General features: G+C 60.0%; 22 protein-coding genes. 18 read left to right on the top strand and 4 right to left on the bottom strand.

Going from position 1 to position 23311, the window contains the following annotated elements; translation table 11 throughout:
- Positions 1-104: 104 nt before the first annotated feature.
- The 9 genes from PVV54_RS00615 (at position 105) to PVV54_RS00575 (ending at position 8576) form a co-directional block, all read left to right on the top strand.
- Positions 105-1226 carry a Re/Si-specific NAD(P)(+) transhydrogenase subunit alpha gene (locus PVV54_RS00615; RefSeq protein ID WP_274908121.1) on the top strand — a complete coding sequence of 374 codons (1122 nt, stop codon included), beginning with the start codon at positions 105-107 and terminating at the stop codon, positions 1224-1226.
- Positions 1227-1237: 11 nt separating this feature from the next.
- On the top strand, positions 1238-1552 hold the full coding sequence (locus PVV54_RS00610) for an NAD(P) transhydrogenase subunit alpha (RefSeq protein ID WP_003256966.1): 315 nt from the start codon (positions 1238-1240) through the stop codon (positions 1550-1552).
- 2 nt (positions 1553-1554) lie between these two features.
- On the top strand, positions 1555-2991 hold the full coding sequence (locus tag PVV54_RS00605) for an NAD(P)(+) transhydrogenase (Re/Si-specific) subunit beta (protein WP_274908120.1): 1437 nt from the start codon (positions 1555-1557) through the stop codon (positions 2989-2991).
- Between the two features lie 189 nt (positions 2992-3180).
- Positions 3181-4674: an acetyl-CoA hydrolase/transferase family protein gene (locus tag PVV54_RS00600; protein WP_274908119.1), complete on the top strand. Its 1494-nt coding sequence runs from the start codon at positions 3181-3183 to the stop codon at positions 4672-4674.
- Positions 4675-5052: 378 nt separating this feature from the next.
- Positions 5053-5268, top strand: coding sequence for a DUF1127 domain-containing protein (locus PVV54_RS00595; protein WP_274908118.1), 216 nt, complete (start codon positions 5053-5055; stop codon positions 5266-5268).
- Between the two features lie 304 nt (positions 5269-5572).
- A complete protein-coding gene (locus PVV54_RS00590; RefSeq protein ID WP_274908117.1) occupies positions 5573-5890 on the top strand; it encodes a DUF2388 domain-containing protein in 318 nt (105 codons plus the stop codon).
- A gap of 81 nt (positions 5891-5971) precedes the next feature.
- Positions 5972-6265 (top strand): DUF2388 domain-containing protein, encoded by a 294-nt coding sequence (locus PVV54_RS00585; RefSeq protein WP_274910513.1) that lies wholly within the window; start codon positions 5972-5974, stop codon positions 6263-6265.
- Positions 6266-6300: 35 nt separating this feature from the next.
- Positions 6301-6621 (top strand): DUF2388 domain-containing protein, encoded by a 321-nt coding sequence (locus tag PVV54_RS00580; RefSeq protein ID WP_027917214.1) that lies wholly within the window; start codon positions 6301-6303, stop codon positions 6619-6621.
- Positions 6618-8576, top strand: coding sequence for a DUF7844 domain-containing protein (locus PVV54_RS00575; protein ID WP_274908116.1), 1959 nt, complete (start codon positions 6618-6620; stop codon positions 8574-8576). The genes PVV54_RS00580 and PVV54_RS00575 overlap by 4 nt, the downstream gene beginning before the upstream one ends.
- 60 nt (positions 8577-8636) lie before the next feature.
- Here the strand turns inward: PVV54_RS00575 and PVV54_RS00570 are convergent, their stop codons facing one another.
- Positions 8637-9038, bottom strand: coding sequence for a GFA family protein (locus tag PVV54_RS00570; RefSeq protein ID WP_274908115.1), 402 nt, complete (start codon positions 9036-9038; stop codon positions 8637-8639).
- A 265-nt stretch (positions 9039-9303) separates the two neighbouring features.
- Between PVV54_RS00570 and PVV54_RS00565 the strand changes: the two genes are divergently transcribed.
- The 9 genes from PVV54_RS00565 (at position 9304) to PVV54_RS00525 (ending at position 19430) form a co-directional block, all read left to right on the top strand.
- Positions 9304-10611, top strand: a complete 1308-nt coding sequence (locus PVV54_RS00565; RefSeq protein ID WP_274908114.1) for a CitMHS family transporter — start codon at positions 9304-9306, stop codon at positions 10609-10611.
- 69 nt (positions 10612-10680) lie between these two features.
- Entirely contained in the window at positions 10681-11451 is a 771-nt protein-coding gene (locus PVV54_RS00560; RefSeq protein ID WP_274908113.1) for a TerC family protein, read from the top strand.
- Between the two features lie 224 nt (positions 11452-11675).
- On the top strand, positions 11676-13334 hold the full coding sequence (locus PVV54_RS00555) for a Na/Pi cotransporter family protein (protein ID WP_274908112.1): 1659 nt from the start codon (positions 11676-11678) through the stop codon (positions 13332-13334).
- Between the two features lie 30 nt (positions 13335-13364).
- Positions 13365-14768, top strand: a complete 1404-nt coding sequence (locus tag PVV54_RS00550) for a M16 family metallopeptidase (protein WP_274908111.1) — start codon at positions 13365-13367, stop codon at positions 14766-14768.
- An 81-nt stretch (positions 14769-14849) separates the two neighbouring features.
- Positions 14850-15872, top strand: coding sequence for a DUF5924 family protein (locus tag PVV54_RS00545; RefSeq protein ID WP_274908110.1), 1023 nt, complete (start codon positions 14850-14852; stop codon positions 15870-15872).
- Positions 15873-15949: 77 nt separating this feature from the next.
- On the top strand, positions 15950-17083 hold the full coding sequence (locus PVV54_RS00540; RefSeq protein ID WP_274908109.1) for an ABC transporter permease: 1134 nt from the start codon (positions 15950-15952) through the stop codon (positions 17081-17083).
- On the top strand, positions 17080-17871 hold the full coding sequence (locus PVV54_RS00535) for an ABC transporter ATP-binding protein (protein WP_274908108.1): 792 nt from the start codon (positions 17080-17082) through the stop codon (positions 17869-17871). The genes PVV54_RS00540 and PVV54_RS00535 overlap by 4 nt, the downstream gene beginning before the upstream one ends.
- Before the next feature lie 3 nt (positions 17872-17874).
- A complete protein-coding gene (locus PVV54_RS00530) occupies positions 17875-18813 on the top strand; it encodes an MlaD family protein (RefSeq protein ID WP_274908107.1) in 939 nt (312 codons plus the stop codon).
- Complete coding sequence (locus PVV54_RS00525; RefSeq protein WP_274908106.1) at positions 18810-19430, top strand: ABC-type transport auxiliary lipoprotein family protein; 621 nt, start codon at positions 18810-18812, stop codon at positions 19428-19430. The genes PVV54_RS00530 and PVV54_RS00525 overlap by 4 nt, the downstream gene beginning before the upstream one ends.
- Here the strand turns inward: PVV54_RS00525 and PVV54_RS00520 are convergent.
- The 3 genes from PVV54_RS00520 to PVV54_RS00510 form a co-directional block, all read right to left on the bottom strand.
- Positions 19412-20641 carry a nucleoside recognition domain-containing protein gene (locus tag PVV54_RS00520; protein ID WP_274908105.1) on the bottom strand — a complete coding sequence of 410 codons (1230 nt, stop codon included), beginning with the start codon at positions 20639-20641 and terminating at the stop codon, positions 19412-19414. The two genes, PVV54_RS00525 and PVV54_RS00520, sit on opposite strands and share 19 nt — an antisense overlap.
- Before the next feature lie 142 nt (positions 20642-20783).
- Complete coding sequence (gene gltP, locus PVV54_RS00515; RefSeq protein ID WP_274908104.1) at positions 20784-22112, bottom strand: glutamate/aspartate:proton symporter GltP; 1329 nt, start codon at positions 22110-22112, stop codon at positions 20784-20786.
- Between the two features lie 726 nt (positions 22113-22838).
- Positions 22839-23309: an inhibitor of vertebrate lysozyme family protein gene (locus tag PVV54_RS00510; protein ID WP_274908103.1), complete on the bottom strand. Its 471-nt coding sequence runs from the start codon at positions 23307-23309 to the stop codon at positions 22839-22841.
- Positions 23310-23311 lie beyond the last annotated feature (2 nt).

Genomic DNA, 23311 nt, shown 5'->3' with positions numbered 1-23311 from the left:
CCCGCCCGGGTTTCGGCGGGTTGGCGCTCATTAGCCAAACCAGCGCACCACTCGCAGTTCGCTGGCTCATACAAAGAATAAAGGTCACCGCAGGAGAATAAGTCGTGCACATTGGTGTTCCTCTCGAGACGCAGACCGGTGAGACAAGGGTCGCTGCGACCCCGGAAACCATCAAGAAACTGATTGGCCAGGGCCATCAGGTCACCGTCCAACGGGGGGCAGGGCTTAACGCCAGCATTCCGGACAGTGCCTATGAAGCCGTAGGGGCTTCCCTTGGGAGTGCCGCCGATGCCTACGGCGCCCAACTGGTTCTCAAGGTGGTTGCCCCTAACGACCAGGAACTGGCTCAGATCAACAGTGGCAGCCTCGTGGTAGGCATGCTCAACCCCTTCAACAGCGAATTGATCGGCAAGATGGCTGAACGTGGCATCACGGCCTTCGCGCTCGAGGCAGCGCCGCGCACATCACGGGCCCAGAGCCTGGATGTGTTGTCGTCTCAGGCCAACATTGCCGGCTACAAGGCCGTGTTGCTCGCAGCCCATCACTATCCGCGCTTCATGCCCATGCTGATGACTGCCGCCGGCACCGTCAAAGCTGCTCGCGTGCTGATTCTGGGTGCTGGTGTGGCCGGCCTGCAGGCCATCGCCACCGCCAAGCGCCTGGGTGCAGTGATCGAGGCCTCCGACGTACGCCCCGCGGTGAAGGAGCAGATCGAATCGCTGGGTGCCAAGTTCATCGACGTGCCCTACGAGACGGACGAAGAACGCGAGTGCGCCGAAGGCGTTGGTGGATATGCCCGTCCAATGCCGGCCAGTTGGATGCAGCGCCAGGCTCAGGCTGTTCACGAGCGCGCCAAACAGGCTGACATTGTGATCACCACGGCGCTGATCCCCGGTCGAAAGGCACCGACCCTGCTGAGCGCCGAAACCGTCTCACAGATGAAGCCTGGCTCGGTCGTCATCGATCTGGCGGCCGCGCAAGGCGGCAACTGCCCGCTGACCGTGGCAGATCAGGTCGTCATGCAGAATGGCGTGACCATCGTCGGCCCAACCAACTTGCCAGCACAAGTGGGCGCCGATGCCTCGGCGCTGTATGCACGCAACCTGCTGGACTTCACGAAGCTGCTGTTCGACAAGGACGGCGCGCTGGTAATCAACCTCGAAGACGACATTGTCGCGGCCTGCCTGATGTGCCGCGATGGCCAGGTCGTCCGCAAGAACGGCTAAGGAGCACGACAATGGAAGACATGCTGATTTCTCACGGCATCTACAACCTGATCATTTTCGTGCTGGCCATCTATGTGGGCTATCACGTGGTGTGGAACGTTACCCCGGCGCTGCACACCCCCCTGATGGCGGTCACCAACGCCATCTCGGCGATCGTGATCGTCGGCGCCATGTTGGCCGCCGCGCTGACCGTGACCCCGGCTGGCAAGCTGATGGGCACCCTGGCGGTGGCCCTGGCCGCGGTCAACGTGTTCGGTGGCTTCCTGGTCACCCGCCGCATGCTTGAGATGTTCAAGAAGAAAACCAAGAACGAGGCGCAGAAGTAAGCATGAGCATGAATCTGGTAACACTTCTGTACCTGGTCGCTTCGGTCTGTTTCATCCAGGCACTCAAGGGCCTGTCGCACCCGACCACTTCGCGGCGCGGCAATCTGTTCGGCATGATCGGTATGGGGATTGCCATCCTTACTACCGTCGGCCTTATTTATAAGCTGGGCGCCGAGCTCGCCACCGCTGGCATCGGCTACGTCATCGTCGGCCTGCTGGTTGGCGGTACCGCCGGCTCAATCATGGCCAAGCGCGTCGAGATGACCAAGATGCCGGAGCTGGTCGCCTTCATGCACAGCATGATCGGCCTGGCGGCGGTATTCATTGCCATTGCCGCAGTGCTTGAACCGCAGTCGATGGGCATTGTTGCCGCCATGAGCGACCCGATTCCCACCGGTAACCGTCTGGAACTGTTCCTGGGTGCTGCTATCGGTGCAATCACGTTCTCCGGTTCGGTGATCGCCTTCGGCAAGCTGTCGGGCAAGTACAAGTTCCGCCTGTTCCAGGGCGCACCGGTACAGTTCGCCGGCCAACACAAGCTGAACCTGATTCTTGGCCTGACCACTATCGCCCTCGGCCTGCTGTTTACCTTCACCGGCCATTACAGCGCCTTCACCCTGATGCTGGTTCTGGCCTTCATCATGGGGGTGCTGATCATCATCCCGATCGGTGGCGCGGATATGCCGGTGGTGGTATCGATGCTTAACAGCTATTCGGGCTGGGCGGCGGCCGGTATTGGCTTCTCGCTGAACAACTCGATGCTGATCATCGCCGGCTCCCTTGTGGGGTCCAGCGGTGCGATCCTGTCGTACATCATGTGCAAGGCGATGAACCGCTCGTTCTTCAACGTTATCCTTGGTGGTTTCGGTGGCGATGCCGATGCGGGGGCTGCACAAGGCTCGAAAGAACAACGTCCAGTAAAATCTGGCTCGGCTGACGACGCCACCTTCCTGCTGAGCAACGCTGACAGCGTGATCATTGTTCCGGGCTATGGCCTGGCAGTGGCCCGCGCACAGCATGCGCTGAAGGAGCTGACCGAAAAGCTGACCCACAACGGTGTGACCGTGAAGTACGCGATTCACCCTGTGGCGGGACGTATGCCCGGGCACATGAACGTACTGCTGGCCGAAGCTGAAGTGCCTTACGACCAGGTGTTCGAGATGGAAGACATCAACGCCGAATTCGGCCAGGCCGATGTGGTGCTGGTGCTGGGCGCTAACGACGTGGTGAACCCGGCGGCGAAAAACGATCCGAAGTCGCCGATTGCCGGCATGCCGATTCTGGAAGCCTTCAAAGCCAAGACCATCATCGTCAACAAGCGCTCCATGGCCAGTGGCTATGCAGGCTTGGACAACGAGCTGTTCTACCTGGACAAGACCATGATGGTGTTCGGCGATGCGAAGAAGGTCATCGAGGATATGGTCAAAGCTGTCGAGTAATCCACTACCTATAAAAGCGTGAGCTATATAGAAGGCCCCGGCGAGAAAACTCCCGGGGCCTTTCTATTTGGCTGATCCAGATCAATGGCTCTACTTCCGGGCTTCTCATACGACCATGGTCGTGGGACGGCGACCGGCGAAATCTCTAGACTGCGCTGCAGTAGCTTCAGTAGCCCGAGATAACAATCCATGTACCGTGATCGTATCCGCTTGTCCTCCCTGCACAGCAAGGTTATGAGTGCGGCTGATGCCGCTGGCCTGATCGAGGACGGCATGACCGTCGGCATGAGCGGTTTCACCCGCGCCGGCGAAGCCAAGGCTGTGCCGCATGCGTTGGCCGAACGCGCCAAGACATCGCCATTGAAGATCAGCCTGATGACCGGCGCCAGCCTGGGCAATGACCTCGATAAGCAGCTGACCGAAGCAGGTGTACTGGCTCGCCGCATGCCGTTCCAGGTCGACAGCACCTTGCGCAAAGCCATCAACGACGGCCAAGTGATGTTCATCGATCAACACTTGTCGGAAACCGTCGAGCAACTGCGTAACAACCAGCTCAAGCTGCCGGACATCGCCGTCATCGAAGCGGTCGCCATCACTGAGCAAGGCCACATCGTGCCGACCACCTCGGTGGGTAACTCGGCTAGCTTCGCAATCTTCGCCAAACAGGTGATCGTCGAGATCAACCTGTCGCACAACGCCAACCTCGAAGGCCTGCACGACATCTATATCCCGACCTACCGCCCGACTCGCACGCCAATCCCTCTGGTCAAGGTCGATGATCGCATTGGTAGCACCGCAATTCCGATCGATCCGGCCAAGATCGTAGGTATCGTCATCAGCGAGCAACCAGACTCCCCCTCTACTGTATTGCCGCCAGATGACGAAACCCAGGGCATCGCCGATCACCTGATCAACTTCCTCAAAGGCGAAGTTGAAGCAGGGCGTATGACCAACAAGCTCGGCCCGTTGCAAGCCGGTATCGGCAGTATCGCCAACGCCGTAATGTGCGGCTTGATCGAATCGCCTTTCGAAGACCTCACCATGTACTCCGAAGTGCTGCAGGACTCGACTTTCGACCTGATCGATGCGGGCAAGCTCAGCTTCGCTTCGGGTAGCTCCATCACCCTGTCGACCCGTCGCAATGCCGATGTGTTTGGCAACCTGGAGCGTTACAAGGACAAGCTGGTCCTGCGCCCACAGGAAATTTCCAACCACCCTGAAGTGGTACGCCGCCTTGGCATCATCGGCATCAATACGGCGCTGGAGTTCGATATCTACGGCAACGTGAACTCGACACACGTCTGCGGCACCAAAATGATGAATGGCATTGGTGGCTCTGGCGACTTCGCCCGTAACGCCCACCTGGCGGTATTCGTGACCAAGTCGATTGCCAAAGGTGGTGCGATTTCGAGCGTGGTGCCGATGGTCAGCCACGTTGACCACACCGAACACGATGTGGACATTCTCGTGACCGAACAAGGCCTGGCGGACCTCCGTGGCCTGGCGCCTCGCGAGCGCGCTCGGGCGATCATCGATAACTGTGTGCACCCGGACTATCGTGCAGCACTGAATGACTACTTCGACCGCGCCTGCCAGCGTGGTGGTCATACTCCGCACATTTTGCGCGAAGCGCTGAGCTGGCACGAGAACCTGGAAGAAAGCGGGCGGATGCTGGCCGGCTGATCAATCGGGAACAGTACAGTGTGTTGAAAACTGTATTGACGCCTTAGCGGGACAGGCCCGCTCCCACCGACCAGTGTGGGGGCGGGCTTTTTATTTTCCGCCATCACAGCCTAGAGACCAGGCAATAAAAACTGTTCTACTGTACCGATGACAGCACTGATCAATGCCTTGCAGAACCATACCAAACAGCCAAAATGCACCAACCTGGTGCCGACCAGTACAGTTACGCCAGATTCGGGTGCAACAGTCAGGTTAAACAGTTAACTGAACGATCACTTAACTGTTTAACTGTATCTACTGTTATGGACAACAGGAGAGGATCATTGGCATCAGTTAAATCACTACCTAATGCCGCCATAAGCGGAAGGATGAAGCATCATGGAACGTACCCTCAGTTCCGGTCTGGTTTTTGAAAACAACGCTCAGCAAGCCAAGGCTTCGCTGCCACTGCGCGCTCTGTCCACCCTGCTGCTCTGGCAGCGTCGCATGGCCAGCCGCCGTCAACTGGCTCGCCTGGATGCCCGCCTGCTGGCCGACGCCGGTATCAGCGAGTCGCAGCGTTACGAAGAGCTCAGCAAGCCGTTCTGGCGCTAAGCACTGGTTGCCGGCATAGCCCGGCACCAAGATTTCCCCAACCCGTTGCAGGTGACTGCAGCGGGTTTTTTATTGGCTGATCCACGCGCTAGGGCTGTTACCACCACAAACGGTACAATTTCTGATAACCGATAAACAACAGGTACAGTTAGTTAGGACGCTGTTCATTAACATCCTGAAATACCGCTACGTGATACGCTTGACTCAACAGTCTGGTAGAAACCAGTTGTTCATACGTACCGCGACGAGCCATGTGAGCGTCCGATAAGCAGTTCCATAGACCCTTTTCCAGGAGTCCACGACCATGTCCCGCAAACACCTGATTGGCGCCGCCCTGCTGCTCGGCCTGGTCGGCACCGCCAACGCCACCAGCTTCGTAGTCACCACCGATGCCGTTGTAGGCGCCGTTGCCGCCTCCACGGATGCCACCTCTGACGTATCTTCGTCGTTCCGTGACGACAAGATCGTTCAAGCCGCGCGCGACGATGCCGCCAGCTACGTCGGCAGCCAGGGCGCCATTCGCGGCGCCAAGCTGGAAAGCGCATTCCTGCATATCCGCTCCAGCATGCCGGCATTGCAAGCAAGCGACGCACAACTGGCCCAGGCCATCCTGGCCATTTGAGCCCTTGATAGCTGGGTCGAATGCCATTGGCCTACGACCCAGCTTTCTTCGCCATTCCAGTTTTAAGCCGTAATCCACATGATGCGTTTTTTGTTGTCTTCTCTGCTCGCCCTTGGCGCCATGGGCAATGCCCACGCCATGGACACCACCACGCAGGGCCTGGTCATAACAGGTTACGTAACCAGCCAAGTCACCACAGCACCTTTTGACCGCAAGCTGGTCAGACAAGCCCGGGATGATGCCGCAGCGTTTGTCGCCAGCGATGGTGCAATTCGCGGGGTTCGGCTGGAAGCGGCACTCGATTCACTGCGCCACAACTGCGCTCGGCACTCCGTCGGCGACCTTGAACTGGCAGAAGCAATACTCGTCCAATAATTACATTTGACTCCCTGTATTTTCGGAGATGCTCCATGCGTAAACCGCTGATCGCCGCTACCCTCGGCATGCTGTTGCTGGCCGACCTGGCCCACGCTCAGACTCTGGTGGCAACCAGCAATATCATCGTTCGTGCGTTTGGCCGTTCGATCGACTTCACGTCTGATACCACCACTTCAATTCGCGACTCCAAAGTTGTACGCGAAGCCCATGATGATGCCGCCAGCTTCGTCGCCAGCAATGGTGACATCCGTGGCGCTCAGCTTGAAGCAGCCTTCAACACGCTGCGTGAGCGCGTGCCTGAAGCACGTGGCGCCAGCGACCAAGTATTGGCCGAAGCCATTCTCGCTCTGTGAGCCGCGTGCGTGCCTGGCTGCTCGGCTGCGTTCTGACGCTGCTGGGCACGCCCGCCCTGGCCGAGATGCAGCTTGACCTGCAGGCAGACGGGCTTGAGCCACAACAGGTTAAAGCCACTCAAGCCCTGCTCGATGAGGCATTGGGCAAGCTCCCCCCGCGTTTCAAACAGGAGCTGGATCGCCATATCAAGGTAAGCTGGGCCGCCAACATGCCAGCTGATGCTTACGGGCAGGCCTCGCTCGTGTCCACGCTGGAGTTGAACCGCAGCCTGCTGCCCTCACTGACCGACGGCACTGCGGCAACAACGCTTACCAATCGCCCGCATGGCACTGTCCGCGAAGAGTTGCTGGCAACCGTGCTACACGAACTCACCCACATCTACGATCGTGCCAGGCTCTGGCCGAGCACTGAGCAATCACTGATCGCCCGCTGCAAACGCCAGCAAAACACCTTGGGCAAAATTGGCCTGCCTGAAGAATGCCGTGGTCAGGCTGAACGACGCTTCACCCTGAGCGATGATCCACGCCTGCTAGACCTGGCGGGCTGGCAGCAGTACGTGGGTAGGCGCGGGGAACGCGAGCAGCACAACGGCCAGTTCGTGCGCAGCCCAGACACCTACGAGCTGAGCAGCCCCAAAGAATACATCGCGGTCAATATGGAGTATTTCCTTCTCGACCCGAGTTATGGCTGCCGGCGGCCAGCGCTCAACAAATACCTGCGTGACCACTTCGGCTGGGCGCCCAAACAGGACAGTTGCGCCAAAGGCCTGCCGTTCATTAATGCTGGCAGTGATTTCGCCCGACAACCGCTGGGTGAAATCGACCCCGAGCGGGTCTATGAGGTGGACTACCTGCTGGCCGAGGCCAACCAGAACCTGGTCAGCCGCTGGGGCCACAGCATGCTGCGCCTGGTGATATGCAAGCCGGGTCGGCCACGCGGGCCGGACTGCCGGCTGGACCTCGACCAGCACTTGGTGCTGTCTTACCGCGCCTTCGTCAACGATGTGCAGCTATCCAGCTGGGACGGGCTGGTCGGTAACTACCCCTCACGGCTGTTCGTGCTGCCACTGGGCCAGGTGATTGATGAGTACACCAAAACCGAGCTGCGCAGCCTGGCATCTGTGCCGCTGAAACTTAGCCGTGCCGAAGTCGAGGACTTGGTACGTCAGGCCGCCGAGATGCACTGGAGCTACGACGGCAGTTACTGGTTCCTGTCCAACAATTGCGCGGTCGAGTCGTTGAAGCTGCTACGCAGTGGCACCGCCAACCCACGCCTGAATGATCTGGACAGCATCATGCCCAACGGCTTGCTGGCCGTGTTGAAGGGCAGGGGGCTGGCAGACACCAGTGTGCTCGACGACCCCCGGGAAGCCTTGCGCCTGGGTTACCGCTTCGATTCCTACCGCGACCGCTATCAGGCGATGTTCGACGTGCTGAAAAAGCAACTGCCGATCAAACAAACGCAAGTCGAGGATTGGCTGACGCTGAATGCTGAACAGCGCCGCCCCTGGTTTGCCAAGGCCGACCTGCGCACCAGCGCAGCTTTACTCCTGCTTGAGCAGGCAGGGCTGCGGCGCCAGTTGCTGCTGGCCCAAGACGAGGTGAAACAACGCTACCTCAATGCGGCGGCGCTGAAGGACGGCAGCGTGGACAAGGCTGACCAGACGCTAAAGCAGATGCTTGCCAACAGTGGCTTCCTCAGCCGCCCGGCGGAGTTGCTGGACGCCAAGGGCTACGGCCTCCCGCAACCCGAAGAGCGTAAGCACCTGGAGCAGGTCAGCAGTGAGCGACAGGCACAGCTGCTGCGATTGAGCACCAGCCTGGACAAAGAGGTGAGGGCGCTGCTGGAGCCGTCACGAGCCAAGGAGATTGCTGCTGTCGAGGCGAACGTCAAGCAGATCGGCGAGCATTTGCGTACGCTGCACAAGGCGGCAGGGGGCTTGCAACTACCCTGACCGAAAACGCACTGTAGGAGCGGCCTTGTGTCGTGAAAGGGTCGCGACACAAGGCCGCTCCTACAGGTGTTCCTGCTCCTCCCCGGGCAACTCTTCATCCAGATGCAGCCAAGGTAACCGGCTGCCGGTCCAGATATGCCGGTTGGCTTTCACCCGCTCCGGTTGGTCAAGTGTCGCGACTGTCACATCGATACTTTCCGGGCTGTGGTCAGTCACCAACGCCACATGCGCCCCACATTCACTGCAGAAGTACCGCTTGCAACTGGCCGGCGCCACATAGCACTGAGGCCGGCCCGTCATCCAGCGAAATGCCTTGCGCGGCAGAGTAACCCAAGTGACGACCAGCCCCCCAGTAACCCTGCGACATATGGTGCAGTGGCAGTGCGCAACGTCGGTCAAGTCACCCTCCAACCGGTAACGCAAGGCCCCGCAATGGCACCCTCCTTCAGAAACATTCGGCATCACCTACCTCCCGTCGCCCTTTCTTCGGCGAAAGCTGGCTGAAAGCTTACGCCCCTAGGATAGCCCCACTACCGGCAAAGACCGGTCAGCCAGGGCACCCGGAATATTCCGCGCCCGGCCCAATCAACAACAACAATGGTGATTCTGATGTTTTCCTGCGCCCGCCCTTCCGTAGTCCCCCTCCGCGTACTCCTTGCACAGCGCCCGACGCGCTGATCCGCCCGAATCGTCTTTCCTTTCGCCGCGCCACGCCTGGAGTATTGCCATGCTGACCTTCCTCGGCTTTGCCATGGTCATCACCTTCATGTACCTGATCATGACCAAGCGCCTTTCGGCCTTGATCGCGCTGATCCTGGTACCCATCCTGTTTGCCCTGTTCGGTGGCTTTTCCGCCAAGATCGGCCCGATGATGCTTGAAGGCATCAGCAAGCTCGCGCCCACTGGCGTGATGCTGATGTTCGCCATTTTGTACTTCGCCCTGATGATCGACTCCGGCCTGTTCGACCCGGCCGTGCGCAAGATCCTCAAACTGGTCAAGGGCGACCCGCTGAAAGTCTCTGTTGGCACCGCAGTACTGGCTCTGGTGGTGTCCCTGGATGGTGACGGTGCTACCACCTACATGATCTGCTGCGCCGCCATGCTGCCGCTCTACAGCCGCCTGGGCATGAGCCCTCGCATCATGGCCGGCCTGATCATCCTCGCCGGTGGCGTGATGAACATGACCCCATGGGGCGGCCCGACCGCGCGCGCTGCCAGCGCCCTGCATGTCGACCCGTCCGACATTTTCGTACCAATGATCCCGGCCATGTTGTTCGGTGTGGTAGCGATCCTGGGTATCGCCTACATGTACGGCAAGCGCGAACGTGCCCGCCTGGGTGAACTGCACCTTCCAACTGACGACATCGATCACAGCGAAATCTCGGTTTCCCAGTTCCCGGAGGCCCGCCGCCCCAAACTGCTGTGGTTCAACGGCGCCCTGACCGCCGTGTTGATGGTCGCACTGATCGCAGGCCTGCTGCCGCTGCCCGTGCTGTTCATGATTGCCTTCAGCATCGCCATGATCGTCAACTACCCGTGCCTGCAGCAGCAAAAAGACCGCATCGCCGCCCACGCGGGCAGCGTACTGGCCGTGACCGGGCTGATCTTCGCCGCGGGCATCTTCACCGGCATCCTGTCTGGCACCGGTATGGTCGAGGCAATGTCCAAGAGCCTGCTGGCAGTCATCCCGGAAGCACTGGGCCCTTACCTGGCCGTGATCACCGCGATTGTGAGCATGCCGTTTACCTTCTTCATGTCCAACGATGCCTTCTACTACGGCGTACTGCCGGTATTGTCGGAAGCCGCCGCCCACTATGGCATCAGCCCCGTGGAAATGGCCCGGGCGTCGATCGTCGGGCAGCCGGTACACCTGCTCAGCCCGCTGGTACCCTCCACCTACCTGCTGGTGGCCCTGGCCGGTATCGAATTCGGCGATCATCAGCGCTTCACCCTCAAGTGGGCAGTGCTGGTGTGCCTGTGCATAATGTTCGCCGCGCTGCTGATGGGCATTTTCCCGCTGTTCAGTAGTCTTTAATACACACGCATTACCCAACCGCGATGCGCCTTGACGGGCGCATCGCCTTTATCGTTTGAAGGAAGACACATGGAATGGCTGACCAGCCCGGAAATCTGGGTTGCCTTTTTCACCCTCACGGCGCTTGAGATCGTTCTCGGTATCGACAACATCATCATGATCTCGATCCTGGTCAGCCGCATGCCCAAGCACATGCAGCCGCGTACCCGGATCTTCGGCCTGGCCCTGGCCATGGTCACTCGCATCCTGCTGTTGCTGTCGATCACCTGGGTCATGCGCCTGACCGCAGACCTGTTCGTCGTGTTTGGCCAAGGCATTTCCGGCCGGGACCTGATCCTGTTCTTCGGCGGCCTGTTCCTGCTGTGGAAGAGCTCCCAGGAGATCTACCACGGCCTGGAAGGTGAAGACGAGAGCGGCGACGAGCCGAAGGGCGCGGGTGGCAAGTTCTTCTACACCATCATCCAGATCGCCATCATTGATATCGTGTTCTCGTTGGACTCGGTCATCACCGCGGTAGGCATGGTCTCGCACGTACCGGTAATGATCGCTGCAATCATCGTTGCCGTGCTGGTGATGATGCTGTGCGCCGGTGCCATCAGCAACTTCATCGACAAGCATCCTTCGCTGAAGATGCTCGCACTTTCGTTCCTGATCGTGGTGGGTACGGTACTGATAGCCGAATCTTTCGACGTGCACGTGCCGAAAGGCTATGTCTACTTCGCCATGGCCTTCTCCCTGGCAGTGGAGGCCATCAACATCCGAATGCGCACTGCCCTGGCGCGCAAGGAAGGCAAAGAGCATGATCCAGTGAAATTGCGCAAAGACATTCCAGGTCAGTAAGACCGGGACGCACAGAAAAGGCCCTCCATCAGGGCCTTTTTCATGCCTCAGCTTTCATGACGAATATATTTCAAATGCTTGCCGAGCATGCCAAGCTGGCGCGAGCTGCGCAAAACAACTAAAGCTTGAGTGAGCACTGATTAAAAACGCCCACCCCCGGGCCAGGCTCACGGCTTCACATTTTGGCCTCGCTGCTGGGGCCCAGTTACAAGGGGGGCTCGAACATGCTGACCCTGTTGAACCTGCTTTCTGCCGTAACCCTGCTGGTGTGGGGTACGCACATCGTCCGTACCGGCATCCTTCGGGTGTTCGGCTCCGACCTGCGCCGGGTGCTCAGCCAGAACATGAACCGGCGGCCTTTGGCCTTCATTGCCGGTATCGTGGTTACCGCCGTGGTGCAAAGCAGCAACGCCACCGCCATGCTGGTCACGTCTTTTGTAGGCCAAGGGTTGATGGCGATGACCCCGGCCCTGGCGATCATGCTTGGGGCGGATGTCGGTACTGCGCTGATGGCGCGGGTACTGACCCTGGACCTTTCGTGGCTGTCGCCGCTGCTGATTTTCCTTGGCGTGATCTTCTTCCTCTCTCGCAAACAGACACGCGCTGGCCAGTTGGGGCGAGTGGCCATTGGCCTTGGTCTGATCATTCTGGCGCTGGAACTGATCGTTCAGGCGGCAGCCCCCATCACCCATGCCCAAGGCGTGAAGGTCCTGTTCGCCTCGCTCACCGGCGACATCCTGCTCGACGCACTGGTCGGCGCGATGTTTGCCATGGTCTCGTATTCCAGCCTGGCTGCGGTGTTGCTCACGGCAACGCTGGCCGGCGCCGAAGTCATCAGCTTGCCGGTCGCCATCGGCCTGGTAGTGGGCGCCAACATCGGCAGCGGGCTGCTCGCGTTCATCAGCACCAGCATGCAAAACACCGCGGGCCGCCGTGTGGCGCTAGGCAGCCTGCTCTACAAACTGATCGGCCTGGTGCTGATCATCCCGGTGCTGCACCCACTGGTCGACTGGATGGACTCGCTGAGTTTCAGCCCCCAGGAACTGGTGATCGGCTTTCACCTGCTCTACAACACTTTGCGCTGCCTGATCATGCTGCCGACGGTCAAACCCATGGGGCGGCTGTGCAATAAATTGCTGCCCGAGCGTGAAAGCGCCAACGGCCAGATACGCCCACGCCACCTTGATGCCTCGGCCCTGACCACACCCAGCCTTGCCTTGGCCAACGCTGCCCGTGAGACACTGCGCCTGGGCGACATTGTCGACAGCCTGCTGGAAGCCATGCTCGGCGCCTTGCGAGGCACGCAGACGGCGTTGCCGCAGCAGGTGCGGGCCTTGGGAGAAGACGCCGAAGCCTTGTACAACGCCATCAAGTTGTACCTGGCCCAAATGCCTCGCGAAGACCTTGGCGCCCAGGACAACCGTCGCTGGGCCGAAATCATCGAGCTGGCAATCAACCTCAAGATGGCCTGCGACCTCATAGAGCGCATGTTGCGCAAGGTGCAGCAGCAGAAAACCAGCCAGCGCAGGGAATTTTCCCAAGTTGGCCTGGAAGAACTCACCGGCCTGCAGGCGCAGTTACTGGCAAACCTGCGCCTGGGCTTGTCGGTGTTTCTCAGCGCAGACCCTGAAAGCGCACACCTGCTCCTGCGCGAAAAACGCCGCTTCCGCGCCCAGGAGCGCCGCTTGGCTCACGCCCATGTCAGCCGCCTGCAACGCAAGGTGGTACAAAGTATCGAGACCAGTTCGCTACACTTGGAACTGATTGCCGACATGAAGCGGTTGAACTCTTTGTTCTGCAGCAGTGCCTATGTGGTACTGGGCGGTTCGGACACCGGCGGGCTGATGCTCGACAGCGTCCCGGACGAAGCCCGTTTGCCCTGATCCCGCACAACCGGAGACCCAAGCTCGCCCATGCGTTGCCTGATGTTCGTTTGCCTGCTGATCTGCAGCCTGCCCTCATTTGCCCTGGATCGCTCACGGGTCGAAGGTTACCTGTTGCCCAACGGCCTGCAGGTGATCCTGAAATCCGGTTACGAGCGCGATCATGTCGCCATTCGCCTGGTGGTCGGGGTCGGCCTGGACGATTTCGGCTGCGAACAGAAAGAGCTGCCACATCTGCTGGAGCACCTGTTGTTCAGCGGTATCGACGACACCGGCGAAGGCGGCCTGGAAGAGCGCCTGCAGTCACTGGGCGGGGAGTGGAACGCCTACACCAGCAGTGCCGACACCACATTCGTTATCGAAGCCCCCGCGCGCAATCAGCGCAAAGTGCTGGACCTGCTGCTGGCAATCATCCGCGACACCCGTATCGACGCCAAGTCACTGGCCACTGCCAAGCGCATCATCGAGCGTGAAGATGGGGGCCATTATGGCCACCTGCAGCGTTGGCTGGACCGCCAGGATATCGGCCACCCGGCCAGCGACCAGCTGGCCACTGAACTGGGCCTCAAATGCCCCGAACGCTCCAACCTGGACGACATGACGCTGGAGCAGGTCCAGGCCCTGCGCGATCGCTGGTATGCCGCCAACAACATGACCCTGATCATCGTCGGCGGTCTGGACCGGTTATTGCCAGCCTACCTGGATCGCACCTTCGGCGAGTTGCCAGCCACAGAACCCGAAGAGCGACGCGACCTGGAAACCATTACCCAGCAAGCCGAACAGCGACGTGACCTGACCCGAGGATTTCTGGGCGACAGCGTAAAGCTTCACTGGCTCTTCATCGAGCCTGTGCAGGACAACGACCACCAGCAAACGCTGGAACTGCTGTCGCGTTATCTGGATTGGGCCCTGTACGACCAGTTACGCCTGCGTGAAGGGCTGTCTTATGGCCCTTCGGTACAGCGTGAAAGCTTTGGCGACAGCGGCATGATGAGCCTCAACGCGGACCTTGAGCGGGAAGATGTGGACCAGGCGGTAAAGGTGATGCAGCAGCTGTTCGAGCACCTGCGCAAGGAAGGGCTGGACCCAGACACCTTTGCCCGCATCAAGGATGCTGCTGTTGCCAAGGAAAGCTGGAGTACCCAGGGTAATAGCGCCTTGGCTGACTATTACTGGGGGGCACTGAACGATTACAGCAATGGGCGTTTCGCCGACCCCGCACGCAAGCTTCGGCAAGTGAGCCTGGAGCAGGCCAATGCGGCATTGAAGGACCTGCTCAAAGAGGACGGCTATGTGCGGATCGAGAAGCCGTTTCTGGGGTACGACGAACTGTATGGCCTGATTGCGCTGGCATTAGGCCTGGTCTTGGCAGCCGGGTTGTTCAAATGGCGCCGTCACACGCCTCGCAAGCCGAGTGGTGCTACACGGGAGTGAGGGAACAGAGGTATCCTTTTGCCAGTACCGCCCGCTTCGTGTGGCCGGCACAGCCACCTCATTTCATCCTGTTGTAGACCCATGCCGCCAATCCCCCGCACTGTCCAACGCATCATCGATTTGCTCAAGCGCTACCCCGGTATCATCGCGCTTGGTGGTTTCCTTTCCGGTATCGGCAGTTTCATTCTGGTCGATCGTCAAGCCAGCCTTGCCAGCTGGATTGCTGTGCTCATGCTGGTCAGCTGGGTCTGGCTGATGCTGGAGAACACGCTTACCGGGCTGTTTGCCCGCACCTTCAAGCGCGAAATCCCGCAGCCACTGCTGCGCTACGCGACGCAAATGATTCATCAGGAAAGCCTGTTCTTCGTTTTGCCGTTCTTCTTCATCACCACAACCTGGAACAGCGGCCAGTTGGTGTTCACCGGCCTGCTGGCTGCGGCGGGACTGGTTTCGATCGTCGACCCCCTTTACTACAAGTGGCTGGCTCCACGGCGTTGGTTGTTCCTGGCGCTACATACCCTCACGCTGTTTGCGGCCATGCTGACCGCACTGCCGATCATCCTGCACCTGACAACGGCGCAAAGCTTCAAGCTGGCACTGATCGCGGCCATGGTGCTGTCGTTCCCGAGCCTGGCCAGCAGCTTCCCGATCAATACCTGGCGGCGCGGCATGGCACTGGTGCTGGTCACGCTGGCAGTGGGCGGTGGAGGTTGGTTGCTGCGCTCATGGGTACCACCTGCAACCCTGTGGATGACCGATGTGGCGGTCAGCACCGAAGTGATCAATCGCCAACCCGGCGATTCGCTGGACGAAATCGCCGCCAGCCGTATCCGCACCAGTGGCCTGTACGCCTACACCGCCATCAACGCGCCCCGCGGCCTGAACGAACGCATCTACCATGTGTGGCAAAAAGACGGCAAAGAAGTCGACCGCATTGCCCTGGACATTCACGGTGGCCGCAAGGAAGGCTACCGGGCCTGGACCCACAAGCAGAACTTCCCGCCCAACCCGGTGGGTAAGTGGCAAGTACGCGTTTTGACCGAAGATGGCCAGGTCATCGGGGTGCTGCGCTTCAAGGTGGTGGAAGACGCACCTGCCGGTTAAGGCGCATACACAGCACATTCTCAACAAACCCCGCCAGGCTTCGTGCGCTATGATCAGGCTCTACGCCCGTCAGAAGCATGGAGCCTATGACCACCCCCAGCGCCACCCTGGACACCCACTGCCAGCCGGCCTGCCTGCGTATTGCCGGTGACTGGACACTGGCTCACTACGCCAGCCTCAAGCGCGAAAGCGAGCACCTGCGTGCTCAGTACGACGCTGACGCCGTCGCCGACCTTACCCAGTTGGGCCGTCTTGATACCGCCGGCGCTTCGCTGCTCGCTGAACTGCTCGGCTCCGAACGGCTGTCGCAGTGCAGCGACGGGCTGCCCGAAGCCAGCCGCGCCCTGCTGAAGAACGTTTACTGCTCTGTGCAGGACTACTGCATACCCGTAAAGGAACCCGAGCGGAACGTACTGCTGATGCTGCTTGAGCGTATTGGCCGAGCCGTCGGCACGCTCTGGCAAGACAGCATGCAGTTGCTCGGTTTCATCGGCCTGATCCTGCAAACCCTGTTCACCCGGCTGTTCAAGCCCCATCGCTGGCGCGTTACCCCGGTAGTGGCTCACATCGAGCAAACTGGCCTGGATGCAGCTCCCATCGTGGCATTGCTGACATTCCTGGTGGGCGCGGTGGTGGCGTTTCTCGGTGCCACAGTGCTTGCTGCATTCGGCGCGACCATCTTCACTGTCGACCTGGTGGCATTCTCGTTCCTGCGTGAATTCGCCGTGTTGCTGACCGCCATCCTCCTCGCAGGGCGCACAGCCAGCGCCTTTACCGCGCAAATCGGTTCAATGAAGGCCAACGAGGAAATAGACGCCATCCGCACCCTCGGCCTGAACCCCATCGAGCTGCTGGTGGTGCCACGCGTGCTGGCGTTGCTGATTTCACTACCTTTGCTCACCTTCGTCGCCATGATTTGCGGCATCGTTGGTGGCGCCGTGGTCTGCGCGCTGAGCCTGGATATTTCGCCTGCCATGTTCCTTTCGCTGCTGCAAAGCGATATCGGCGTGCAGCATTTCCTGGTCGGCCTGGCCAAGGCGCCATTCTTCGCCTTCCTGATCGCAGCCATCGGCTGCCTGGAAGGCTTCAAGGTCAGCGGCAGTGCCGAGTCAGTAGGGGCTCACACCACCTCCGCGGTGGTGCAGTCGATCTTTGTCGTCATCGTGCTGGACGCGGTGGCAGCGCTGTTTTGCATGGAGATGGGCTGGTGACAGGGCGCGAAGCAGTAATTGAGGCCCGTGGCATATGCAACCGCTTCGGTAGCCAAAGCGTGCATGAGAATCTCGACCTGGACCTTTACCGTGGCGAGATTCTCGCGGTGGTCGGTGGCTCGGGCAGCGGCAAATCGGTGTTGCTGCGAAGCATCATCGGTCTGCGCCGGCCCAACGAAGGGCGAATCAAGGTTTTTGGCGAAGACTTGGCGGAACTCGGCGAGGAGCAACGGTCATTGGTTGAGCGACGTTTCGGCGTGCTGTTCCAGAAGGGGGCGTTGTTCTCTTCACTGACAGTGACCGAAAACGTAGCCCTGCCACTGATCGAACACGCCGGCCTGTCCCGCGCTGATGCCGAGCACTTGGCCGGCGTGAAGCTGGCTCTGGCTGGGCTGCCGATCTCTGCAGCAGACAAATACCCATCGTCGCTCTCCGGCGGCATGATCAAACGCGCCGCACTGGCCCGCGCCCTCGCCCTGGACCCGGACATCCTGTTCCTCGACGAACCCACCGCAGGCCTGGACCCTATAGGCGCCGCCGCCTTCGACCAACTGATCCTGACCCTGCGCGATGCTTTGGGCCTGAGTGTGTTCCTCATCACTCACGACCTGGACACCCTCTACACCATCACCGACCGGGTTGCCGTGCTTTCCCAGAAGAAGGTGCTGGTGGCAGGCCCCTTGGCCGAGGTTGAACAGACCAACGACGCCTGGATCCACGAATACTTTCACGGCCCACGTGGGCGAGCAGCGGAACACGCTGCCACCGCAGCAGGGCAGGAGCGCTGAACAATGGAAACCCGAGCTCATCACGTTCTGATAGGCCTGGTCACTGTCCTGGTGGTCGCCGGTGCCATGCTGTTTGGCCTGTGGCTGACCAAGTCCAGTGTCGATGATGCATTCAAAGACTATGAAGTGATTTTCAACGAAGCCGTCTCTGGCCTGTCCCGCGGCAGCCCGGTGCAATACAACGGCATCAAGGTGGGCGATGTGACCAGCCTGCGCCTGGACCCGAAAGACCCTCGCCGCGTACTGGCCCGGGTCCGCCTGAGTGGCGATACCCCGGTCAAGGAGGACACCCAGGCCAAGCTGACGTTGGCTGGCGTCACCGGCAACTCGTTCATCCAGCTCAGCGGCGGCACGCCGCAAAGTCCGGAGCTCAAGGGTAAGGACGGCAAACTGCCAGTGATCGTCGCCTCACCGTCGCCGATATCACGCCTGCTCAACGACAGCAGCGATCTGGTAACCAATATCAACCTGCTGTTGCACAACGCCAACCAGATGTTCTCGGAGAGCAACATCGAGCGCCTGAGCAATACCTTGGCGAACCTTGAGCAAACCACCGGAGCTTTTGCCAACCAAAAAGGCGGAATCGGCGCAGCCATCGAACAGCTGGCTCAAGTCGGCAAGCAGGCAAATGCCACCCTGGCCGAGACCCAAACGCTCATGCGTAATGCCAACGGCCTGCTGGGCACCGAAGGCAAACAAGCCATTGGCAGCGCCGAGCAAGCCATGCAATCGCTGGCCGAGAGCACCGCGACCATCAACAGCCTGCTCAAGGACAACCGCCAGTCCATCGACGACGGCGCGCAAGGCCTGAACCAGCTGACCCCGGCAATACGCGAACTGCGCGAAACCCTGAATGCACTCAAGGGCATTTCCCGGCGCCTGGAGGCTGACCCCAGCGGGTATCTGCTGGGGCGTGACAACAACAAGGAGTTCCAGCCATGACCCCGTCGCTGCGCCTTTTTGCCCTGGCCACCACGCTTAGCCTGGCCAGCGCCTGCTCAATCCTGCCGCAGACCGAGCCTGTGGATATCTACCGCCTGCCGGTAAACCAGGCCAGCCACGCTGCCTCTCCCGTGGAATGGTCATTGCGCCTGAACAAGCCATTGGCCAGTGAAGTGCTTGCCGGGCCGCGTATTGCAGTGATCCCGCAAGGCAATGTGATCAGCAGCTACAAAGGCGCACGCTGGAGCGACCCCGCGCCACTGTTGCTGCGCAATCGCCTGCTCGATGGCTTCCAACGCGATGGGCGGGTGCAGCGCCTGAGCGCCGACGACAGCAACTTGCAGGCCGACTATGAGCTGGCCGGCGAGCTGCAGGCGTTTCAAAGCGAATACCTGCCCGGCGGCGCGGTGGATGTGGTGATTCGCTACGATGCCCGCCTGGTTCAGGGCCGTAGCCAGCGCATCCTCGCCAGCAAGCGTTTCGAAGTGCGCCAACCGCTGGCTGATACCCAGGTCTCAGCGGTGGTCGCGGGCTTCGGCTCGGCCAGCGATAAACTAGCCGAGCAAGTGGTGAACTGGACCGTTTCGCAAAGTCAGCTTCAGGCGAAGAACCAGTAGCAGACGAAGATCGCGGCGATAACCCCGGAGAACTCTGCAAGCAACGCACAGCCCACGGCGTGCCGCACGCGCTGGATACCTACAGCCCCGAAATACACCGCCAACACGTAGAAGGTGGTTTCGGTGCTGCCCTGAATGGTCGCGGCCACCAGCGCCGGGAAGCTGTCGACGCCATGAGTCTGCATGGTCTCGATCAACATCGCCCGCGCCGCACTGCCGGAGAACGGTTTGACCAACGCAGTCGGCAAACCCTCAACAAAGCGGGTATCCAGGCCCATCCAGGTCACTGCGTGGCGAATGCCGTCCAATGCCAGTTCCAGGGCCCCGGAAGCACGCAGTACACCCACAGCCACCAGCATGGCGACCAGGTAAGGCAACAGGCCCTTGGCAACGTCAAAGCCTTCCTTCGCACCTTCCACGAAGGCTTCGTACACCTGCACCCGCCGCAGCGCGCCAATGACCAGGAACAGGATGATCACACCGAACAGCGTGAGGTTACCCAGGATCGACGACAGGCCCGCCAACGCTGCCGCCGACAACGTACCGAGGAAGGCCATGAAGCCTCCCAATAGCAGTGCACCGGGGATGAGATAGGCCAGCACCACCGGGTCCCACAGTCGCAGGCGCTGCATCACCGCTACCGATAGCAGCCCGACCAGCGTGGAAACACTGGTAGCGAGCAGGATAGGTAGAAACACCATGGTCGGGTCGGGCGCACCCTGCTGGGCGCGGTACATGAAGATCGTCACCGGCAGCAGCGTCAGGGACGAGGCGTTGAGCACCAGGAACAGGATCTGCGCGTTACTCGCCGTGGTGCTGCTGGGGTTGAGCTCCTGCAAGGCACGCATGGCCTTGAGGCCTATCGGGGTGGCGGCGTTGTCCAGGCCCAGGCCGTTGGCGGCGAAGTTCATGGTGATCAGCCCCAGGGCCGGGTGGCCGGGCGGTACTTCAGGCATGAGGCGGGCGAACAGGGGGCCGAGTACCTTGGCCAGCCACTCGACGATGCCAGCCTTTTCGGCAATTTTGAGAAAGCCCAGCCACAGCGTCAGGGTACCGAACAGCAGCACCATGACCTCTACCGAGAGCTTGGCCATGGCAAAGATGCTCTCGACCATCGCCGCAAAGATGCCAGCGTTGCCGCCTATCAGCCATTGAGCCAGGGCGGAAATGGCCGCCACCAGGAAAAAGCCGAGCCAAAGGCCATTGAGCATCCGTGTATACCCCCTGAAAAATGCCCGAATGATAGCTGTAGGAGCGGCCTTGTGTCGCGAAAGGCCGCGTTTACCGATGCCAAGCCCTTACAGACAACAAAAAACCCCGACAAGTCGGGGTTTTTTGTTCAACGCATCAGATTCAGCGCTTGGCAGCTTCGCCAACCACAACAGTTTCCTGCGTATCCGCCATCAGCGAGGCATAGTACTTCTCGCCTTTGGCCGCGTCGTACATGCCTTCCCAACGTGCGATCACCAGCGCCGCCAAGGCATTGCCAACCACGTTCAAGGCGGTACGTGCCATGTCCATGATGCGGTCGACACCGGCGATAAAGGCCAGGCCTTCCAGCGGGATACCCACGCTGCCAAGGGTAGCCAGCAACACTACGAACGACACGCCCGGTACACCGGCGATACCCTTGGAGGTGACCATCAAGGTCAGCACCAGCAGCAGCTGCTGGCTCCAGGACAGGTCGATACCGTACAGCTGAGCAATGAAGATGGCGGCGATGCTCTGGTACAGGGTCGAACCATCCAGGTTGAACGAGTAGCCGGTCGGGACCACGAACGAGCAGATCGACTTAGGTGCACCGTACTTTTCCATCTTCTCGATGACGCGCGGCAGCACGGTTTCGGAGCTGGAGGTGGAGTAGGCCAGAATCAGCTCATCTTTCATGATGCGCATGATCTTGATGATCGAGAAGCCGAACATGCGTGCAATCAGGCCCAGCACCATGAAGGCAAAGAAGGCGATGGCGAAGTACACCAGCAACACCAGCTTGGCCAATGGCAGCAGCGAGCTGAAGCCAAAGTTGGCAACCGTCACGGCGATCAGGGCAAATACACCGATCGGCGCGTAGTTCATGATCATGTGGGTGACCTTGAACATGGTTTCCGATACGGCCTGGAAGGTACGTACCAGCGGCTCGCGCAGGTCGGACTGCAGGCTCGAAAGGCCCAGGCCGAACATGACCGAGAAGAAGATGATCGGCAGCATCTCGCCACGCATCAGCGCCGCAAAAATGTTCGACGGGATCAGGTTCAGCAAGGTCTCGATGAACGCATGCTCATGCTGCACCTCAACCGCCGTGGCCTGGTACTTGGAGATATCGACGGTACCCAGGGTGCTCATGTCGATGCCAGCACCCGGGTGGAACAGGTTCGCCAATGCCAGGCCAACAACGATGGCGATGGTGGTCACCACCTCGAAGTAGATGATGGTCTTCAGGCCGATGCTGCCCAGTTTCTTCGCGTCGCCAACCCCGGCGATACCCACGATCAGCGACGAAATCACGATCGGGACGACGATCATCTTGATCAAACGAATGAAGATGTCACCAGCGGGCTGGAGGACGTTACTGATCCACCAGGCCTTCTCCGCACTGAAGTGGTTCAGTAGCGCGCCGATTGCAACGCCCAGGACCAGACCGATCACGATCTGCCAGGCGAGGCTCAGTTTTGCCTTCTTCATGTCTTTACCCTTTGTTCTAGTGGTCATGGGCACCGACCGGAAAAGCGCGTAACAGAGCCGTTGGCAACGTCACGGGCAGCAATAGCTTCCGTCCGGAGACCTCATGTAAGGACACCGCGAGCGAGCGACAGGGCGCTCGGGCCAGCGAAAAAGGCGGCAACTATTGCGATGGGAAAGGCTGAAATCTAATGCCGGAAACGCATACCCCATGCCGATACGGCATAGTGCTTTGCACTGGAAAAGGGCGTTCGCAAGTCATTGATTTATAACGTTCGGAAATCCGAACAAGACCAAACCGCCATATTTAGGCCGATTTGACTGGGTTGAAAGGCGTCAAGAAATGGCTTGTTCGACAATCCGAATGGCTGAAATGGCACTTGTTAAGCGCAAGGGAAGGGCGAAAAAAAGTTGATGTACGGTCGAGACAAAATGTGTCCTGGCGGACAATTCGTGAAAGTCGGAAGGGAAACCTTAGATGGCGCCTCGGAAGCCAGGCCTGGATTACGTATGCATCGCATACGCCTGACCTGAAGCTTCCGATCTGCCTTTCCTGACCCGGCCCAACACTGGAGGCACTCCCTGTACCCCTAGGCCACTCCGATCCTGCAACAATCAGAACAGCCCGGCCCCTTGGTCATGAGCCACCCCTCCTCGAGGCGGCGCATCATAGAAGCGAGAAAGATAGAAAGGTTCCGCTTCTATTTAATGACAGTGCGTGACCGATGGTCAGTACCAGTGCGGGTCACGCTTGAGTTGCTCCTGAAGCATGGCCTTCATGCCATCGTCAGGCTCACCCAGCCAACGGTACTGCGCATGGCGGGTAGGAGACTTGTCGCTGGGCAGGCCTTCGGGCACTTCCACGAGCATCCCGTAGGCATCTTCCTTGTCCCAACTGAAGGCCACGATCAAACGCTTGTAGGTGCATTTGTCCTGAGCCTCGCACAACGGGCCAACCAAATACTGGTCACCGTCCTCGGTGACGGCAGACATCTGCTCCTGAGCACTGCCGGTCAGGTTGATCACCCAGTCAGGCAGGCGTTCCTCGCCCTTGATGGTGTCCTGCCAGGTTTCCCGATATTCAGGGTCCGAGCCGAGCAGCTGGTCGACCCGGACCTGGCCATCATTGGCCGCCATCGCTGCTGCGCTTCCAGCCAGAAGCAGGGCCGCAGCCAGCGATGTGATTGGCTTCCTGCTCATGT

The organism is Pseudomonas sp. PSKL.D1 (assembly GCF_028898945.1).
In the GTDB taxonomy this organism is placed as follows: Bacteria; Pseudomonadota; Gammaproteobacteria; order Pseudomonadales; family Pseudomonadaceae; genus Aquipseudomonas.
This window is presented reverse-complemented; position numbering and strand designations above follow the sequence as displayed.

Bases quoted from the DNA above. Each gene is read 5' to 3' on its own strand.
- PVV54_RS00610 (WP_003256966.1), top strand. From the start codon at position 1,238: ATGGAAGACATGCTGATTTCTCACGGCATCTACAACCTGATCATTTTC.
- PVV54_RS00605 (WP_274908120.1), top strand. From the start codon at position 1,555: ATGAGCATGAATCTGGTAACACTTCTGTACCTGGTCGCTTCGGTCTGT.
- PVV54_RS00600 (WP_274908119.1), top strand. From the start codon at position 3,181: ATGTACCGTGATCGTATCCGCTTGTCCTCCCTGCACAGCAAGGTTATG.
- PVV54_RS00595 (WP_274908118.1), top strand. From the start codon at position 5,053: ATGGAACGTACCCTCAGTTCCGGTCTGGTTTTTGAAAACAACGCTCAG.
- PVV54_RS00590 (WP_274908117.1), top strand. From the start codon at position 5,573: ATGTCCCGCAAACACCTGATTGGCGCCGCCCTGCTGCTCGGCCTGGTC.
- PVV54_RS00585 (WP_274910513.1), top strand. From the start codon at position 5,972: ATGCGTTTTTTGTTGTCTTCTCTGCTCGCCCTTGGCGCCATGGGCAAT.
- PVV54_RS00580 (WP_027917214.1), top strand. From the start codon at position 6,301: ATGCGTAAACCGCTGATCGCCGCTACCCTCGGCATGCTGTTGCTGGCC.
- PVV54_RS00570 (WP_274908115.1), bottom strand. From the start codon at position 9,038: ATGCCGAATGTTTCTGAAGGAGGGTGCCATTGCGGGGCCTTGCGTTAC.
- PVV54_RS00565 (WP_274908114.1), top strand. From the start codon at position 9,304: ATGCTGACCTTCCTCGGCTTTGCCATGGTCATCACCTTCATGTACCTG.
- PVV54_RS00560 (WP_274908113.1), top strand. From the start codon at position 10,681: ATGGAATGGCTGACCAGCCCGGAAATCTGGGTTGCCTTTTTCACCCTC.
- PVV54_RS00555 (WP_274908112.1), top strand. From the start codon at position 11,676: ATGCTGACCCTGTTGAACCTGCTTTCTGCCGTAACCCTGCTGGTGTGG.
- PVV54_RS00550 (WP_274908111.1), top strand. From the start codon at position 13,365: ATGCGTTGCCTGATGTTCGTTTGCCTGCTGATCTGCAGCCTGCCCTCA.
- PVV54_RS00545 (WP_274908110.1), top strand. From the start codon at position 14,850: ATGCCGCCAATCCCCCGCACTGTCCAACGCATCATCGATTTGCTCAAG.
- PVV54_RS00540 (WP_274908109.1), top strand. From the start codon at position 15,950: ATGGAGCCTATGACCACCCCCAGCGCCACCCTGGACACCCACTGCCAG.
- PVV54_RS00530 (WP_274908107.1), top strand. From the start codon at position 17,875: ATGGAAACCCGAGCTCATCACGTTCTGATAGGCCTGGTCACTGTCCTG.
- PVV54_RS00525 (WP_274908106.1), top strand. From the start codon at position 18,810: ATGACCCCGTCGCTGCGCCTTTTTGCCCTGGCCACCACGCTTAGCCTG.
- PVV54_RS00520 (WP_274908105.1), bottom strand. From the start codon at position 20,641: ATGCTCAATGGCCTTTGGCTCGGCTTTTTCCTGGTGGCGGCCATTTCC.
- gltP (WP_274908104.1), bottom strand. From the start codon at position 22,112: ATGAAGAAGGCAAAACTGAGCCTCGCCTGGCAGATCGTGATCGGTCTG.
- PVV54_RS00510 (WP_274908103.1), bottom strand. From the start codon at position 23,309: ATGAGCAGGAAGCCAATCACATCGCTGGCTGCGGCCCTGCTTCTGGCT.